The following is a 15,726-nucleotide window of genomic DNA, read 5'->3' as shown; positions in this document are numbered from 1 at the left end:
CGGACAGAATTGCACCAGATGGTCGAAAATTGGGCAAGGCGGGGCCTTCCGCTCGCCCCGGCCAGCCCGTAATCTGCCACCATGACCCAGCCCCGATTCATTCATCTGCGCGTGCACAGCCAATATTCGCTGCTCGAAGGCGCGGTGCCGGTGAAGACGTTGATCAAGATGTGCGACGGCATGGCCATGCCTGCCGTGGCTGTCACCGATACCAATGTCATGTTTTCGGCGCTCGAGTTTTCGGTGCTCGCACAGGGGGCGGGGCTGCAGCCGATTGTGGGTTGTCAGGTCTCGGTGACCTACGACCCCGCCGCGCAGGGCGAGAAGCCGCGCCTGCCTGCGCCGGTGGTGCTGCTGGCGCAGACCGAGGCGGGCTACATGAACCTGATGAAGCTCTCCTCCTGCCTTTACGTCGACAAGCACGGGCAGTTGCCGCAGGTGACGGTTGAGGATCTTGAGGCCCATGCCGAGGGGCTGATTTGCCTCAGCGGCGGGGCCGATGGGCCGGTGGGCAAATTCCTTCAGGCGGGGCAGGCGGGCAAGGCGCGGCTGCTGCTGGAACGGCTCGCGCGCGCCTATCCGACCCGGCTCTATGTCGAGTTGCAGCGCCATCCGGGCGAAGGCGGGCAACTGACCGAGGGCGAGCGGCGCACCGAGCGGCCCTTCCTTGAAATGGCCTATGACATGAGCCTGCCGATCGTGGCGACGAACGATGTCTATTTTCCGAAGGCGGGCATGTATGAGGCGCATGATGCGATGATCTGCATCGCCGAGGGCGCCTATGTCGACCAGAGCGAGCCGCGCCGCCGCCTGACCCCGCAGCATTACTTCAAATCCGAGGCGGAGATGGCGGCGCTGTTTGCCGACCTGCCCGAAGCGCTGGAAAACACGGTGGAAATCGCACGGCGCTGCGCCTTTGCCACCTACAAGCGCAAGCCCATCCTGCCGCGCTTCGCCGATGACGAGGTGGAGGAACTCCGCCGTCAGGCCTGGGAGGGGCTGCGCGCCCGGCTGGAGGTGATCCCGCATGCGGTGCCGGTCGAGGATTATGAGGCGCGGCTCAAGTTCGAGCTTGGCATCATCGAGCAGATGGGCTTTCCGGGCTACTTCCTGATCGTGGCCGATTTCATCAAATGGGGCAAGGCACAGGGCATTCCCGTCGGGCCGGGGCGGGGCTCGGGGGCGGGCTCGCTCGTCGCTTATGCGCTCACCATCACCGACCTTGATCCGTTGCGCTATTCGCTTCTGTTCGAACGTTTTTTGAACCCCGAACGGGTCTCGATGCCGGACTTCGACATCGATTTCTGTATGGATCGCCGCGAAGAGGTGATCCGCTATGTGCAGGGCAAATATGGCCGCGACAAGGTGGGGCAGATCATCACCTTCGGTGCGCTTTTGTCGAAGGCGGCGGTGCGCGACGTGGGCCGCGTGCTGCAAATGTCTTACGGGCAGGTCGACAAGCTCTCGAAGATGATCCCCGTGGAGGGGGTGAAGCCGGTCTCGATCGAAAAGGCGCTGGCCGACGAGCCGCGACTGCGTGAGGCGGCGAAATCCGAGGAGGTGGTGGCGCGGCTTCTGAATTACGCGCAAGCGATCGAGGGGCTGTTGCGCAACGCCTCGACCCATGCCGCGGGTGTGGTGATTGGCGACCGGCCTCTGGATGAGCTGGTGCCGCTTTATCAAGACCCCCGCTCGGACATGCCCGCCACCCAGTTCAACATGAAATGGGTCGAACAGGCGGGGCTGGTGAAATTTGACTTTCTCGGCCTGAAAACGCTCACCGTGATTCAGAACGCGGTCAACCTGATCCTGAAATCGGGCCGCCCGCTGCATGTGAGTGCTGCAGGCGAGACACTCTACACCCCTGCCGAGGGGGCCGAGAACGAGATCAACCTGATCCCGATTGATGACGCGAAAACCTACGAGCTTTATGCCGGGGCGAAGACGGTCGCCGTGTTCCAGGTGGAATCGACGGGGATGATGGATGCGCTTCGGCGCATGAAGCCCACCTGCATCGAGGATATCGTGGCGCTGGTGGCGCTTTACCGCCCCGGCCCGATGGAGAACATCCCCACCTATTGCGAGGTCAAGCACGGGCTGCGCCCGCTTGAGAGCCTGCATCCTACCATCGACCCGATCCTGAAGGAAACGCAGGGCATCATCGTCTATCAGGAACAGGTGATGCAGATCGCGCAGGTGATGGGGGGCTATAGCCTTGGCGGCGCCGACCTTTTGCGCCGCGCCATGGGCAAGAAGATCGCCGAGGAAATGGCGAAAGAGCGCCCGAAATTCATCGAGGGCGCCAAGGCCACGCATAACATTGATGCGAAAAAAGCGGGCGAGGTCTTCGACCTGCTCGAGAAATTCGCGAACTACGGCTTCAACAAATCGCACGCGGCCGCCTATGCGATTGTGAGCTATCAGACCGCTTGGCTGAAGGCGAACCATCCCGTCGAATTCATGGCGGGGGTGATGAACTGCGATATCCACCTTACCGACAAGCTCGCGATCTATACCGCCGAGGCTCGCCGCGGCCTTGGTATCGAGGTGGTGCCGCCCTGCGTGAACCGCTCGCTCGCCACCTTTGACGTGGTCGATCAAAAGCTGATCTATGCGCTCGGCGCGCTGAAAAACGTGGGCGTCGAGGCGATGAAACTCATTGTCGAGGCGCGGGAGAACACGCCTTTCCGCACCCTTGAAGATTTTGCCCGGCGCTGCGACCTGAAGCGGATCGGCAAGCGGCCCTTGGAGATGCTGGCGCGCGCGGGCGCTTTTGACCGGCTCGACCCGAACCGCAAGCGCGTGTTCGAAAGCCTTGAGGGGCTGATGGCGTGGTCTGGCGCGGTGGCGGAGGCAAAGGCCTCGGCGCAGGTCTCGCTTTTTGGTGAGGCGGGCGATGATCTGCCGCCGCCGCGGCTGGCCGATACCGATGACTGGTTGCCGGGCGAGCGGCTTGCCGAGGAACACAAGGCGATCGGTTTTTATCTTTCGGGCCACCCGCTTGACGACTATCTCCCCGCGCTCAAACGCAAAAAGGTGATGACGCTGGCCGATGTGACGGCGAAGGCGATCAACACCGGGCCCTTTGTCGGCAAGATCGCGGGGCAGGTTGCCGCGCGCTCGGAGCGCAAGTCCGCCAAGGGCAACCGCTTTGCCTTTGTCTCGCTCTCTGACCCGACCGGGCCTTACGAGGTGACAGTTTTCTCCGACACGCTGGAGGCCTGCCGCGCCCATCTGGAGCCGGGGCAGGCGGTGGTGCTGACGGTGAAGGTCGATGTCGAGGGCGAGACAGTGAAGATGCTGTGCAACGCCGCCACGCCGATTGATCAGGTCGCGGCGGAATCCGATGGCCACGCCGGGCTTTTGATCCATATCGAGACGCCCGAGGCGGTGAGTTCGGTTGCTGCACTTTTCGAACGTATTACAGCCGAAGGCCGGGTGAAATCACGCGGATCCGTGACCTTTTCTGTATTCGATGCCGAAAAGCGCTGCCGCTATCAGATCACTGCCGGAAAACCGCTGCCCGTCAATCCGCAGGTCAAGGGCGCGCTGCGGAGCCTGCGCGGCGTGGTGCAGGTGGAGGAAGTCTGAGCGCTTGCGACGCGATGCCGCAAGCGCACCTCACCAATGCGGCGGTTTCTGATCGGCCAGCGGAATCGCGCCGCCGGAGGCATATTCGCGCTCGGCTTCACGCTCCATCAGGAGCCCCAGCAACCGCGCCATCCGGTCCAGCTCGCGCCCCTGGGTGGCCACCACGTCGCTCAGCTCATCCACAGCGCGGCGCAGATGCGCCAGTTCTTCCTCGGCGCGCTCGATCCTGTCGCTCATTTTCCCTCTCGTGCTTGCCGCCATGGCCCCCATCCGCTACACCCTCGCGCGAGAAACGATCGGGTGCAAGACCATGGCCAAGGATACCAAACCCCGCCGCCCCCGCGCCGAAACGCCGAAAGGCTTTCGCGATTACTTCGGCGCCGAGGTGACCGAGCGGGCGGAGATGCTTTCCACCATTGCCGGGGTCTACCGCGCGCATGGGTTCGAGGCGCTCGAAACATCGGCTGTCGAAACGGTCGAGGCGCTGGGCAAGTTCCTGCCCGATGTCGACCGCCCGAACGAGGGCGTGTTCGCCTGGCAAGACGAGGGCGGCGACTGGCTCGCGCTGCGCTATGACATGACAGCACCCCTCGCGCGCGTGGCGGCGCAGTTCCGCAACGATCTGCCCTCGCCCTACCGGCGCTATACGATGGGTCCGGTCTGGCGCAACGAAAAGCCCGGTCCGGGGCGGTTTCGTCAGTTTTATCAATGCGATGCCGATACGGTGGGGGCGCCCTCGGTGGCGGCGGATGCCGAGATCTGCGGCATGCTCTCGGATGCGCTCGAGGCGGTAGGGATCGAGCGCGGCGATTACATCGTGCGGGTGAACAACCGCAAGGTGCTCAACGGCGTGATGGAAGTGGCGGGCGTGCTCGACCCGAGCGACCCCGACCGCTTTGCCGAAGAGCGCGGCATCGTGCTGCGCGCGATCGACAAGTTCGACAAGTTCGGCGAGGCGGGCGTGCGCGCGCTGATCGGCAAGGGACGGCTCGATGCCTCGGGCGATTTCACCAAGGGCGCGGGGCTCTCTGATGCCCAGGCCGATGTGGTGATGGGCTTCATGGAGGCCAAACGCGACACCGGCGCCGCCACGGCGGCCCGGCTGCGCGAGCTGGTCACCGGCTCGGCGCTCGGTGCGGCGGGCGTTGATGAGCTTGAATATATGGCGCAAATTCTGGAGGCGCAGGGCTATGGCCCGGACCGGATCGTGATCGACCCCTCGGTCGTGCGCGGGCTTGGCTATTACACCGGCCCGGTGTTCGAGGCGGAACTGACCTTCGAGATCCTCGACGAGAAGGGCCGCAAGCGCTCCTTTGGCTCGGTCGCGGGGGGCGGGCGCTATGACGATCTGGTGAAGCGCTTCACCGGGCAAGAAGTGCCGGCGACCGGCGTTTCCATCGGCGTGGACCGGCTGCTGGCGGCGCTGCGCGCCAAGGGCAAGATTGGCAGCGCGGGGCAGGGGCCGGTGGTCGTAACGGTGATGGACCGCGACCGGATGGGCGATTATCTCGCCATGGCGGCGGAATTGCGCCGCGCGGGTATCCGCGCCGAGGTCTACCTCGGCAACCCGAAAAACTTTGGCAATCAGCTCAAATATGCCGACAAACGGCAAAGCCCGGTGGCCGTGATCCAGGGCGGAGACGAGGCCGCGCGCGACGTTGTGCAGATCAAGGATCTGGTGCTTGGCGCAAAGATCGCCGCCTCCGCTTCTGTTGAAGAATGGAAATCCCAACCGGCGCAATTCGAAGTTTCTCGCCAAGAAATGGTTGCAAAAGTGCAAGAGATCCTTGCGCGGAACGGGGCGCTCTGATGGCCGGGAAGGCACAGTCCCGGGCCATTGGCGCACAGCTTCTGGCGGCGTTCGAGGCGGCGGGGGCGGTGGAAGTCACCCCCGACATTCTGCAACCCGCCGAGGCGCTTTTGGACCTTTACGGCGAGGATATCCGCGCGCGCGCCTATGTCACCGCGGACCCGCTGCGCGGCGAGCTGATGCTGCGGCCCGACTTTACCGTGCCGGTGGTGCAGGCCCATATGGCCGAGGGCGCCGAGCCCGCGCGCTATGCCTATATGGGCGAGGTGTTCCGCAAGCAGGACCACCGCGGCGCGGCGCGGGTGGCGGAGTATTTTCAGGCGGGCTATGAGATCTTTGACCGCGAAGACCCGGAAGCCGCCGATGCCGAGGTCTTTGCGTTGTTTGCCGGGCTGTTGAAACCGCTCGATCTGAGCGCCACGATTGGCGACATCGGCCTTTTGCGCGCGGCCGTCGCCGGGCTTGAGACCTTGCCCGCGCGCAAGGCGGCGCTCTCGCGCCATATCTGGCGCCCGAAGCGCTTCCACAAGCTGTTGCAACGCTACGCGGGCCAAGCGCCGATGCCCGAGAGCCGCGCCGCGCTTCTTGAGGGGCAGGGGGCGAGTGATGCGCCCTGGATCGGCGTGCGCTCCCCCGAGGAGATGGCCGCCCGGATCGAGACGCTCCGCGCCGATGCGGCGACGGCGCCGATCCCGTCCGAGGATGTCGCCCGGCTCGATGCGCTCTTTGCGCTGCGCTGCACCGCGGACCGCGCGCCCGCACAACTCGCCGATCTGGGGATCGCCGCCCTTGCCCCGGCGATCGCGCGGCTTGAGCGCCGCCTTGCCGCGCTTGACGCAAAAGGGATCGACCTGACCATGCTTGCCTTCGAGGCGAGCCATGGCCGCGCGACGATGGAATATTACGACGGTTTCGTTTTCACCTTCGAGGCCGCCGATCCCGGTTTTCCGCCGGTCGCCTCGGGCGGGCGCTATGATGCGCTCACGCGGGTGCTCGGCGGCGGGCGCGAAATTCCGGCCGTGGGCGGCGTGATCCGCCCCGGCCTCGTCGCCGATCTCGGGGGGCTCGCATGAGCGCGATCAAACTGGGCGTGCCCTCCAAGGGGCGGCTGATGGAACAGACGTTTGACTGGTTTGCCGCGCGGGGCCTCACGCTGCGCCGCACCGGTTCGGAGCGGGAATATGCCGGCGCGGTCGAGGGCGCGGAAGCGGTGGAACTCGTTCTGCTGTCTGCCGGAGAGATTCCGCGCGAACTGGCCGCCGGGCGCATCCATCTGGGCGTCACCGGTTCCGATCTTGTGCGCGAAAAGCTCGCCGACTGGCAGGGGCAGGTCGCGGACCTCGCGCCGATGGGCTTTGGCCATGCCGATCTGATCATCGCCGTACCCGCCTGCTGGGAGGATGTCGACACGCTCGAAGATCTGGATGCCGCCGCGCATGCCTTTCGCGCCGCGCATGGGCACCGGCTGCGCATCGCCACGAAATACCACCGGCTTCTGCGCGAGTTTCTGGCGCAGGAAGGGGTAGCGGATTGGCAATCGGTGGACAGTCAGGGCGCGACCGAGGGCACGGTGAAGAACCTCACCGCGGAGGCGGTGGCGGACATCACCTCTTCGGGCGAGACCCTGCGCGCCAATCACCTGAAGATCCTCTCGGACGGGCTCATTCACCAGAGCCAGGCGACGCTTTTTGCCGCGCGCGCGGCCGATTGGTCGGGTCTCGCGGCGCCTTTTTCGGCGCTTTGCGCGCAGCTTGGCGTGCCGGTGCCCCGGCTCTGAGCGGGCAGCGCCCCCCTCGCCCTCAATAGCCTCGCGCGCGGTCGACGAGATGGAGCGGCGTCTCGCCCGCCTCGAAGCGGCGGATGTTTTCAGCAATCACCCGGGCGGCCGAGGCCGGGCGTGTTTCGGCGGCGATATGCGGGGTGACGGTCACCTTGGGGTGCGCCCAATATGGGTGATCGGGGGGCAGCGGCTCCACCCGGAACACATCGAGCGTGGCATGGGCGATCCGGCCCGTGTCCAGCGCGGCAAGAAGCGCCGCGTCGTCGATCAGCGTGCCGCGACCGGGGTTCAGGATCACCGCGCCACGCGGCATCAGCGCGAGCGTTTCGCGATTTAGCAGATCCGTCGTTTCAGGGGTGTTGGGCAGCACGGTGACGAGGATCTGGGCGCGGCCGAGCGCTGCGCGCAGCCCCTCGGGGCCGGAGAGGCACGTAACACCCGCAAGCGTTTTGGGGGTGCGGCTCCAGCCGGTGACGGCAAAGCCAAGCGACGCGAGCGTGGTGGCGCAGGCGCCGCCAAGCGCGCCGAGGCCGAGCACCACCACCGAGCGGTCGCGCGCGAGCGGGGGCACATGGCCTGCCTGTCGCCAGACGCCATCCTGATGCGCAAGGAAAAAGTCGATATCGAGATGGGCGCGCAGTACATGGCCCGTCACCCATTCGACCATGCCGCGCTCGAGCCCCTCGTCGACCATGCGGCAGAGCGGCTGGGTCAGTGTCGGGTTGCCGACCACGCGTTCCACTCCGGCCCAGAGATTCAGCACGGCTTTCGTGCGCGTATAAGCGGTGAAATCCTGCACCGGGCCGCGGGGGGAATAGACGATATAGTCGATCGCCCCCGGATCGGCGGGGGGCAGCAGGATCTCGGCCGCGATGCCCATCTCGGCAAGCGCGGATTTCAGCGCGGGCTCATAGGCGGGCCAGTTTTCGATCCGGTCGGCGAAGAGGAGTTTCAGCATCATTACCTCGGGCGGTGGACATGGGCGCTTTGCACGAGCCCGAAGGCGGCAAGCAGGATCATCATTGCGGTGCCGCCATAGCTCACAAGCGGCAACGGCACGCCGACCACGGGCATCAGCCCCATCACCATCGCCATGTTGATCGCGAAGAAAAAGAAGAAGGTTCCGGCGACGCCGAGCGAGACGAGCGAGGCATAGCGGTCCTTCGTGGCCAGCGCGGTATAGGTGGCGAAGGCGATGATGCCGACATAGAGCATCAAGAGCCCGAAGGCGCCGACAAAGCCAAACTCTTCGGCGAGCGTGGTGAAGATGAAGTCGGTGTGTTTTTCCGGCAGGAAGTTCAGATGGCTCTGCGTGCCCTGCATGAAGCCGCGCCCCGACCAGCCGCCCGAGCCGAGTGCGATCTGCGCCTGCATGATGTTATAGCCCGCGCCGAGCGGATCGGCGGCGGGATCGAGAAACGTGTCGATGCGCTTGAACTGGTATTCGTGCAGAAGCTGCCAGGAGGTGCCGCGGCTCTCTATCACTGTGAAGACGAGGCCAACGACCATCGCAATCACCGTGCCGAAATACCACAAACTCACGCCCGCCGCGAACATCACGAAACCGCCGCCCAGCACGAGCATCACCGCGGTGCCGAGGTCTGGCTGAGTCAGCACGAGAAAGGTGGGCATCAGGATCAGCACCACCGGGATCGCGACCCAGAGCGGATGCGAGACCTTATTGACCGGCAGCCAGTCGTAATAGGCCGCGAGCAACATGACGATGGCGATTTTCATCAGCTCTGAGGGCTGAATCCTGAGCGGCCCGATTTCAAGCCAGCGCTGCGCTCCCATGCCGATCGCGCCAAAAAACTCCACCGCGACAAGGAGCACAAGCGCGATCACGTAAGCCAGCGCCGAGACATTGCGCCAAAACCAGATCGGGGTGAGCCCCACCACGAGCATGGTCGCCATACCGACGCCGAAGCGTTTCATCTGCGGTTCGGCCCAGGTCTCCAGATCGCCGCCGGCAACCGAATAGAGCATCAGGAACCCCGCGCAGGCGACGGCCGTCAGCAGGATGATCAGAGGCCAGTTCAGATAGAGAATTTTGGCCGGGCCGACCGGCATCGTTTTCAGATTGCTTTCGAGATAGGACATCGCGCCTCCTCACGCCCGGCTGCGCGCAGGCGGCGCGATGGTGGCGGGGTCGATCAACTCGAGGGCGTCGAAACGTGTACGGATCTGCTCGCGCTGGTTCGACGGGTAGGCGGCAAGCGGCGGCAGCCCGCCTGCCAAAGCGAACAGCAGCACGTCGCGCGCGATCGGCGCCGCGGTGGCCCCGCCGCCGCCGCCATGTTCGACGATCACCGAGACGGCATATTTCGGGTTTTCGACAGGGCCATAGCAGACGAAAAGTGCGTGATCGCGCTGGATCCACGGCACAGCGGCGTTGTTCACCACGGTCGAGCGCACCTGCGAGGTGCCGCTCTTGCCCGCCATCTCCCATTCCGCCATCGCCACCATCGCGCGCCGTGCCGTGCCGTGCGATCCGTTCACCACCGCCCACATGCCCTTGCGCGCGAGCCCCAGATGGGACGCCTCAAGTCCCAGTTCGGGCGCCTCGGCCACCGGCACCTCAACCCCGTCACGCGCCCGTACGAGCCGCGGCGCGATGGCGCGGCCGGTCGCCACGCGCGCCGTCATCACCGCGAGTTGCAAGGGCGAGGCGAGCACATAGCCCTGACCGATCGAGGCGTTGATCGTGTCGCCGATCTGCCAGTCCTTACCGAAACGGGCCAGTTTCCAGTCTTTCGTCGGCGCATTGCCCTCGGCCACAGCCGACATCGGCAGATCATGGCGCACGCCGATGCCGAGCCGGCGCGCCATCGCCGACATCGCCTCGATGCCGACCTTCTGCGACACCTCGTAATAGAACACGTCGCAGCTTTGCTCGAGGCTTTGCCAGGCGTTGAGCCGGCCATGCCCGCCGCGTTTCCAGCAGTTGAAACGCCGTCCGCCGACCTCGATGTAACCGGGGCAACGCACCGTATCTTCATGTGAGATCACCCCCGCCTCGAGTGCGGCGAGCAGCGTGACCATTTTGAAGGTGGAGCCGGGCGGGTAGAGGCCCTGTACCGTCTTGTCGGCGAGCGGGCGGTGGTCGTTCTCCATCAGCGCCTTGTAATCCTTGCCGGAAATACCGCGCACGAAAAGGTTCGGATCAAACGAGGGGGCCGAGGCAATGGCGAGGATGTCGCCGTTCGTCACATCCATCACCACCGTTGCGGCGCTCTCCGAGCCTAGCCGGGCGAGGGCGAAATTCTGCAGCCGCGTGTCAAGCGTGAGTTGCAACGCCGTACCGGGCTCGCCCTCGCGCCGGTCAAGCTCGCGCATCTCGCGCCCGGCGGAGTTCACTTCCACCCGGCGCTGCCCGGCCCGGCCGCGCAGCTCATCCTCGAGCTTTGCCTCGATGCCGGATTTGCCAAGCTGGAAGCGGGGGATCCGCAGAAGCGGATCGGGGTTTTCGAGCTTCGAGAGGTCATAATCCGATACCGGACCGACATAGCCCAGCACATGCGCGAAATCGGGCCCGTGCGGATAGTAGCGCGAGAGCCCGACCTCGGGCGAGACACCCGCCAGCGCGGGCGCGTTCACAGCGACGCGGGAAAACTCCTGCCAGCTCAGCCGGTCGGCGAGCGTGATCGGCGCATTGGGCGGGCGGCGCTTGAGTTCGCCCAGAAGCTCTTCCGCATCGGTGTCGCTGATCGGGATGAGCCGGCGCAGATCGGCCAGTTCGCGTTCCACATCCTCGGCATCCTCGCGCGTCATCGTCACGCGGTAATTCTGTTCGTTGCCGGCAATCAGCACGCCGTTGCGGTCATAGATCAGCCCGCGCGCGGGCGGGATGAGGCGGATCTTGACCGAATTCCCCTCGGCGAGCAGGCGGTATTCGTCGGCCTGTTCAAGCTGCATATGGCGCATCCGGAGCCCGAGCGTAGCCGCCACCGCAACCTGCGCGACCCCGAGCAGCAGCCCGCGTCGGGTGATCGTGGTGCGGCTGGCCTGCACGGCGGCGGTGGTGCGGTGACGAAGTGCCATGCCTCCCCCTCAGATCGGTCGGCCGAAGTCGTCCACTTCGCCGGTGGCGGCGCGGCGCAGACCGAAGGCCAGCAGCGAGAGGGCGACGACGAAAGGATAAGAGATTAGCGTGATCAGCAGCCGCAGAAGTTCGCGCCCGAGCGGCGGCTGGTCGACCATCAGCAGCCCGAGGATAAAGCGGTCCAGCACCTGCATGGCCACCATCACGCCGCCGACGAGCACCATTTCGAGCGCGAAAGGCAGATCGCGCGAGGCCTCCTCGCGCGCACGCAGGAACTCGGTGCCGAAGAGCACGATCAGCGCCCAGAGCCCGACCGGGCGCCAGTACATCAGGTCTTCGAGCAGGAATACCGCAACGATCAGCACCGCGGGCAGGTAATCGGGGCGGCGCATCACCCAGGCAAGGGTGAGCGCCAGCGTCAGATCCGGTCCGGGGATGCCATCGGATACCGGATTGATCGGCAGCATCCGCAAGAACATCACGATCAGTACGAGCCCGGTGTAAAGCCCCATGTGCAGAACGCGGCGCGAGGTGATCGGGTCAACCATCGCTGCCCCCGGCGGCCTCGGGCGCATCATCGCTCTCGGCCGGCAGCGGTGTCTCGGAAGGCGCGACGAGCGGACCGATATCGGTGATCTTCTCGGCCGGATGCGAGCGCAGCACGCGCAGGAAATCCAGCCGTTCGTAATCGGCGGCGAGCATCACCCGCAGCCGCCGGTCCTGGCCCTGCACGACCTGACCCACCAGCAGCCCGGCGGGGAACACCCCGCCGTCGCCCGAACTCACCACCCGGTCCCCCGGGCGCACAAGATCGGGGTTTTCAAGGAAATCGAGCGGCGGCAGCATCGAATTGTCGCCTGTGAGCATGGCGCGTTGCCCGGAAGGCTGGATCGTCACCGGTACGCGCGAGGCGGTATCGGTCAGCAGCACCACCCGGCAGGTGGATTTGCCCACTCCCGAGATACGGCCGACAAGGCCGAGCCCGTCCATCGTCGCCCAGCCATCGACGATGCCGTCGCGCGCGCCGACATTGAGCAGCACCGATTGCCGGAAGGGCGAGCCCGAATCCGCCAGCACCACGCCGGAGACGGAAGTCAGCTTGGGGTCAAGCCGCACCTGGTTTTGCGCCAGCAGCTTGGCGTTTTGCTGCTCCAGCTGAACGGCCGCTTCCTTCCACGCCTTCATCTGCTGAAGTTCGCGCCGAAGCTCTTGATTTTGCTCGTAGATACGCGCGTAGCTCTGGAACCCTTCGACCATGCTCAGCGCTTTCGTCACCGGCACCATCGCCCAGTCGAAAGTGGGCACGAAGCGGTCGATGAATGTCGCGCGCAACCGCTCCACCCGCACGCTGTCGATGCGCCAGGCGAGGAAGGTGACGGCCAGCACAAGGGCAAGCACCGCAATCAGGATGCGGCGCAGCGGTCCGGCATAGTCTTCGTCACGGTCTTTCGCCACGGAAACCTCCGGTCAGTTCTCGACGGCAGGTGCGGGTCGGCAGCAGGCGCGCGGGGCGTCAGCTGTCGTAGTCGATCACATGACGCAGTTGCTTTTCGTATTCCAGCGCCTTGCCGGTGCCCAAAGCAACACAATTGAGCGACTGATCGGCAATCGAGATCGAAAGCCCGGTCTGTTCGCGCAGGCTCAGATCCAGCTCGCCCAGAAGCGCGCCACCGCCCGTCAGCATCACGCCCCGGTCGACGATATCGGCTGCGAGGTCGGGCGGCGTGGTCTCCAGCGCCTGCATCACCGCATCGCAGATCTGCTGCACCGGCTCGGCCAGCGCCTCGGCGACTTGCGCCCCGTTGATCTCGATTTCCTTCGGCACGCCGTTCAGAAGGTCGCGGCCCCGCACCAGAAGCGAGGCGCCGCGGCCATCGTCGGGCATGCGCGCGGTGCCGATCGTGGTCTTAATCCGCTCGGCAGTGGATTCGCCGATCAGCAGGTTCATGTTGCGGCGCAGGTAGGAGATGATCGCCTCATCCATGCGGTCGCCGCCGACGCGGACCGAGCGCGCATAGACGATATCGCCAAGCGAGAGCACCGCGACTTCGGTGGTGCCGCCGCCAATATCGACGACCATGTTGCCGGTGGGGTCGGTGATCGGCATGCCTGCGCCAATGGCGGCCGCAATCGGCTCGGCCACAAGGCCCGCGCGGCGGGCGCCCGCAGAGAGAACGGATTGCCGGATCGCGCGTTTTTCCACCGGCGTGGCGCCATGGGGCACGCAAACGAGGATCTTCGGCTTCGAGAAGGTGGTGTGCTTGTGCACCTTGCGGATGAAATGCTTGATCATCTCTTCCGCGCTGTCAAAATCGGCAATCACGCCGTCGCGCATCGGGCGGATCGCCTCGATCGAGCCCGGCGTCCGGCCAAGCATCAGCTTCGCGTCTTCGCCGACCGCGAGCACCTGTTTCTTGCCGTCCTTGACGTGATAGGCGACCACCGAGGGCTCGTTGAGCACGATGCCCTTGCCCTTGATATAGACAAGCGTGTTTGCCGTGCCGAGGTCGATTGCCATATCGGACGAAAAGATGCCGCCAAGGCCCATAGATCCGTTCCCAGTGTGATTGGTCCGCGACTCGCCGCCCGAGTCCGGTTCGAGCCCATATATTCAAAGCCGCGCTTTGGGGAAAGACGATTCCCGAAAGCGCCGCGCAGGGGTGGCGGCAATCCGCGAAGGGCCTGCAGATCTGCGATCTTTATCGAGAGGCTCTGTGCCCGGATGCGGTAAAACTATCAGTTTTGCAACATCTCACGAGTTCGTGTGCGGTTTCTCGCACCCCAAGCGACGGGCGCCCCCGCAGGAGCGCCCGGACAGATTTGCACCAGATCAGAGCTTGTAGCTGATCGATTTCACATCCGCATCGGGGGCAGTTTTCTGGCTGCGCACGCGCAGCCGGTTGAGCGCGCCGACATAGGCCTTGACCGAGGCGAGGATGGTGTCGGTATCCGCCGCCGAGCCGGTGACGATGCGCCCGTCTTCCTCGAGCCGCACCGAAACCGTGGCCTGCGCATCGGTGCCCTCGGTCACGGCATGGACCTGATAGAGCTTCAGATGCGCGCGGGTCGGATAGATCGCCTTGACCGCCTTGAAGCAGGCATCCACCGGCCCGTCGCCCGGCACGCGCGCGGATTTCTCCGCCCCGTCGACGAGCAGTTTCAGCTCCGCTTCCTGCCCGTCCGAGCCGCAGGTCACGCGCAGCCATTTCACCTGCAGATAATCGCTGTCGGTATTGGCGGCGCTGTCGGTCATCAGCGCGATCAGGTCGTCGTCATAGATTTCCTTCTTGCGGTCGGCGAGCGCCTTGAACCGCACGAAGACGTCGTTGAGCTGGTTGTCGGCGAGATCAAAGCCCAGATCGCGCAGCTTGGTGCGCAGCGCGGCGCGGCCCGAATGCTTGCCCATCGCGATATTGGTCTCGGTGATGCCGATATCGGCGGGCTTCATGATCTCGAAGGTTTCGACGTTTTTCAGCACGCCATCCTGATGGATGCCCGACTCGTGCAAGAAGGCGTTCTTGCCGACGATCGCCTTGTTGAACTGCACCGGGAAGCCCGAAACCTGCGCCACACGGCGCGAGAGGTGCATGATCTTGGTGGTGTCGATGCCGGTCTGATAGGGCATCAGATCGCGGCGCACCTTGAGTGCCATCACGACTTCTTCGAGCGCAGTATTGCCCGCGCGCTCGCCCAAGCCATTGATCGTGCATTCGATCTGGCGGGCACCCGCGGAAACGGCGGCGAGCGCATTCGCCGTCGCCATGCCGAGGTCGTTGTGGCAATGGGTGGCGAAGATCACGTCATCCGCGCCCGGCACCTTTTCGAGCAGCATGGCGATGATGTCGGCGCTTTCCGAGGGCAGGGTGTAGCCCACGGTGTCGGGGATGTTGATCGTGGTGGCGCCCGCCTTGATCGCGCATTCGACGACGCGGCAGAGGTAATCGCGCTCGGTGCGGATTGCATCCATCGCTGACCATTGCACGTTGTCGCACAGATTGCGGGCATGGGTGACGGTGTCATGGATGCGGGTCAGCATTTCCTCGGGATCGAGATTGGTGATGCCCCGGTGCAGCGGCGAGGTGCCGATGAAGGTGTGGATGCGGGGCTGCGCGGCGTGTTTTACCGCCTCCCAGCAACGGTCGATATCTTTGTAATTGGCGCGCGAGAGCCCGGCGATGACGGAATTCTTCGACGCTTTGGCGATGTCGGAGACCGCCTCGAAATCGCCTTCGGACGCGATCGGGAAGCCGGCCTCGATGATATCGACCCCCATCTCGTCGAGCAGCATCGCAATTTCGAGCTTTTCGTCATGGGTCATGGTGGCGCCGGGGGATTGTTCGCCGTCGCGCAGGGTGGTGTCAAAAATCAGAACGCGGGATTTGTCGGTCATGGGTCTGTCTCGGTCTCGTGGGATAGGTGTGTCTTAGCTTCCGTTGGCCCCGAATGCCAGCCTCTCGCCATTTCGTGTGGGCTGGTCGGGTCGGGCGCTGTCACCTCTGAGCG

Annotated in this window: 12 protein-coding genes; 4 read left to right on the top strand and 8 right to left on the bottom strand. The window is 65.0% G+C overall.

Annotated elements, in window-relative coordinates; genetic code table 11:
- Positions 1-81 precede the first annotated feature (81 nt).
- Positions 82-3,591: a DNA polymerase III subunit alpha gene (gene dnaE / locus CRO22_RS00785; RefSeq protein ID WP_097068208.1), complete on the top strand. Its 3,510-nt coding sequence runs from the start codon at positions 82-84 to the stop codon at positions 3,589-3,591.
- 30 nt (positions 3,592-3,621) lie between these two features.
- Here dnaE and CRO22_RS00780 read toward each other — a convergent pair whose 3' ends face one another.
- A complete protein-coding gene (locus tag CRO22_RS00780) occupies positions 3,622-3,828 on the bottom strand; it encodes a SlyX family protein (protein ID WP_097068207.1) in 207 nt (68 codons plus the stop codon).
- Positions 3,829-3,901: 73 nt separating this feature from the next.
- Between CRO22_RS00780 and hisS the strand changes: the two genes are divergently transcribed.
- From hisS to hisG, 3 genes are read left to right on the top strand one after another with little or no spacing between them, the layout of a single operon-like run.
- Positions 3,902-5,401, top strand: a complete 1,500-nt coding sequence (gene hisS, locus CRO22_RS00775) for a histidine--tRNA ligase (protein ID WP_097068206.1) — start codon at positions 3,902-3,904, stop codon at positions 5,399-5,401.
- On the top strand, positions 5,401-6,474 hold the full coding sequence (locus tag CRO22_RS00770; protein ID WP_097068205.1) for an ATP phosphoribosyltransferase regulatory subunit: 1,074 nt from the start codon (positions 5,401-5,403) through the stop codon (positions 6,472-6,474). The genes hisS and CRO22_RS00770 overlap by 1 nt, the downstream gene beginning before the upstream one ends.
- Entirely contained in the window at positions 6,471-7,178 is a 708-nt protein-coding gene (gene hisG / locus CRO22_RS00765; protein WP_097068204.1) for an ATP phosphoribosyltransferase, read from the top strand. Before CRO22_RS00770 ends, hisG begins: the two co-directional genes overlap by 4 nt.
- A 22-nt stretch (positions 7,179-7,200) precedes the next feature.
- Here the strand turns inward: hisG and CRO22_RS00760 are convergent, their stop codons facing one another.
- The 7 genes from CRO22_RS00760 to CRO22_RS00730 all read right to left on the bottom strand — a co-directional run bounded on the left by CRO22_RS00760 (position 7,201) and on the right by CRO22_RS00730 (position 15,613).
- Positions 7,201-8,142 (bottom strand): 2-hydroxyacid dehydrogenase, encoded by a 942-nt coding sequence (locus CRO22_RS00760; protein ID WP_097068203.1) that lies wholly within the window; start codon positions 8,140-8,142, stop codon positions 7,201-7,203.
- The gene (gene rodA, locus CRO22_RS00755) at positions 8,142-9,281 is read right to left on the bottom strand and encodes a rod shape-determining protein RodA (RefSeq protein ID WP_097068202.1); all 1,140 of its coding nucleotides are present in this window, start codon (positions 9,279-9,281) and stop codon (positions 8,142-8,144) included. Before rodA ends, CRO22_RS00760 begins: the two co-directional genes overlap by 1 nt.
- A gap of 9 nt (positions 9,282-9,290) precedes the next feature.
- Entirely contained in the window at positions 9,291-11,222 is a 1,932-nt protein-coding gene (mrdA, locus tag CRO22_RS00750; RefSeq protein ID WP_097068201.1) for a penicillin-binding protein 2, read from the bottom strand.
- A gap of 9 nt (positions 11,223-11,231) precedes the next feature.
- The gene (locus CRO22_RS00745; protein ID WP_097068831.1) at positions 11,232-11,771 is read right to left on the bottom strand and encodes a rod shape-determining protein MreD; all 540 of its coding nucleotides are present in this window, start codon (positions 11,769-11,771) and stop codon (positions 11,232-11,234) included.
- The gene (gene mreC, locus CRO22_RS00740; RefSeq protein ID WP_097068200.1) at positions 11,764-12,678 is read right to left on the bottom strand and encodes a rod shape-determining protein MreC; all 915 of its coding nucleotides are present in this window, start codon (positions 12,676-12,678) and stop codon (positions 11,764-11,766) included. The genes CRO22_RS00745 and mreC overlap by 8 nt, the downstream gene beginning before the upstream one ends.
- 58 nt (positions 12,679-12,736) lie before the next feature.
- The gene (locus tag CRO22_RS00735) at positions 12,737-13,771 is read right to left on the bottom strand and encodes a rod shape-determining protein (protein ID WP_097068199.1); all 1,035 of its coding nucleotides are present in this window, start codon (positions 13,769-13,771) and stop codon (positions 12,737-12,739) included.
- Between the two features lie 282 nt (positions 13,772-14,053).
- Complete coding sequence (locus CRO22_RS00730; protein ID WP_097068198.1) at positions 14,054-15,613, bottom strand: 2-isopropylmalate synthase; 1,560 nt, start codon at positions 15,611-15,613, stop codon at positions 14,054-14,056.
- Between the last annotated feature and the right edge of the window lie 113 nt (positions 15,614-15,726).

The sequence above is a fragment of the Rhodobacter maris genome (assembly GCF_900217815.1).
GTDB lineage: Bacteria > Pseudomonadota > Alphaproteobacteria > Rhodobacterales > Rhodobacteraceae > Rhodobacter > Rhodobacter maris.
This window is presented reverse-complemented; position numbering and strand designations above follow the sequence as displayed.

Excerpts from the sequence above, each read along its gene's own strand:
- mrdA (WP_097068201.1), bottom strand. The coding sequence starts at position 11,222 with ATGGCACTTCGTCACCGCACCACCGCCGCCGTGCAGGCCAGCCGCACC.
- CRO22_RS00780 (WP_097068207.1), bottom strand. The coding sequence starts at position 3,828 with ATGAGCGACAGGATCGAGCGCGCCGAGGAAGAACTGGCGCATCTGCGC.
- hisG (WP_097068204.1), top strand. The coding sequence starts at position 6,471 with ATGAGCGCGATCAAACTGGGCGTGCCCTCCAAGGGGCGGCTGATGGAA.
- CRO22_RS00760 (WP_097068203.1), bottom strand. The coding sequence starts at position 8,142 with ATGATGCTGAAACTCCTCTTCGCCGACCGGATCGAAAACTGGCCCGCC.
- CRO22_RS00735 (WP_097068199.1), bottom strand. The coding sequence starts at position 13,771 with ATGGGCCTTGGCGGCATCTTTTCGTCCGATATGGCAATCGACCTCGGC.
- hisS (WP_097068206.1), top strand. The coding sequence starts at position 3,902 with ATGGCCAAGGATACCAAACCCCGCCGCCCCCGCGCCGAAACGCCGAAA.
- CRO22_RS00730 (WP_097068198.1), bottom strand. The coding sequence starts at position 15,613 with ATGACCGACAAATCCCGCGTTCTGATTTTTGACACCACCCTGCGCGAC.
- CRO22_RS00745 (WP_097068831.1), bottom strand. The coding sequence starts at position 11,771 with ATGGTTGACCCGATCACCTCGCGCCGCGTTCTGCACATGGGGCTTTAC.
- dnaE (WP_097068208.1), top strand. The coding sequence starts at position 82 with ATGACCCAGCCCCGATTCATTCATCTGCGCGTGCACAGCCAATATTCG.
- CRO22_RS00770 (WP_097068205.1), top strand. The coding sequence starts at position 5,401 with ATGGCCGGGAAGGCACAGTCCCGGGCCATTGGCGCACAGCTTCTGGCG.
- rodA (WP_097068202.1), bottom strand. The coding sequence starts at position 9,281 with ATGTCCTATCTCGAAAGCAATCTGAAAACGATGCCGGTCGGCCCGGCC.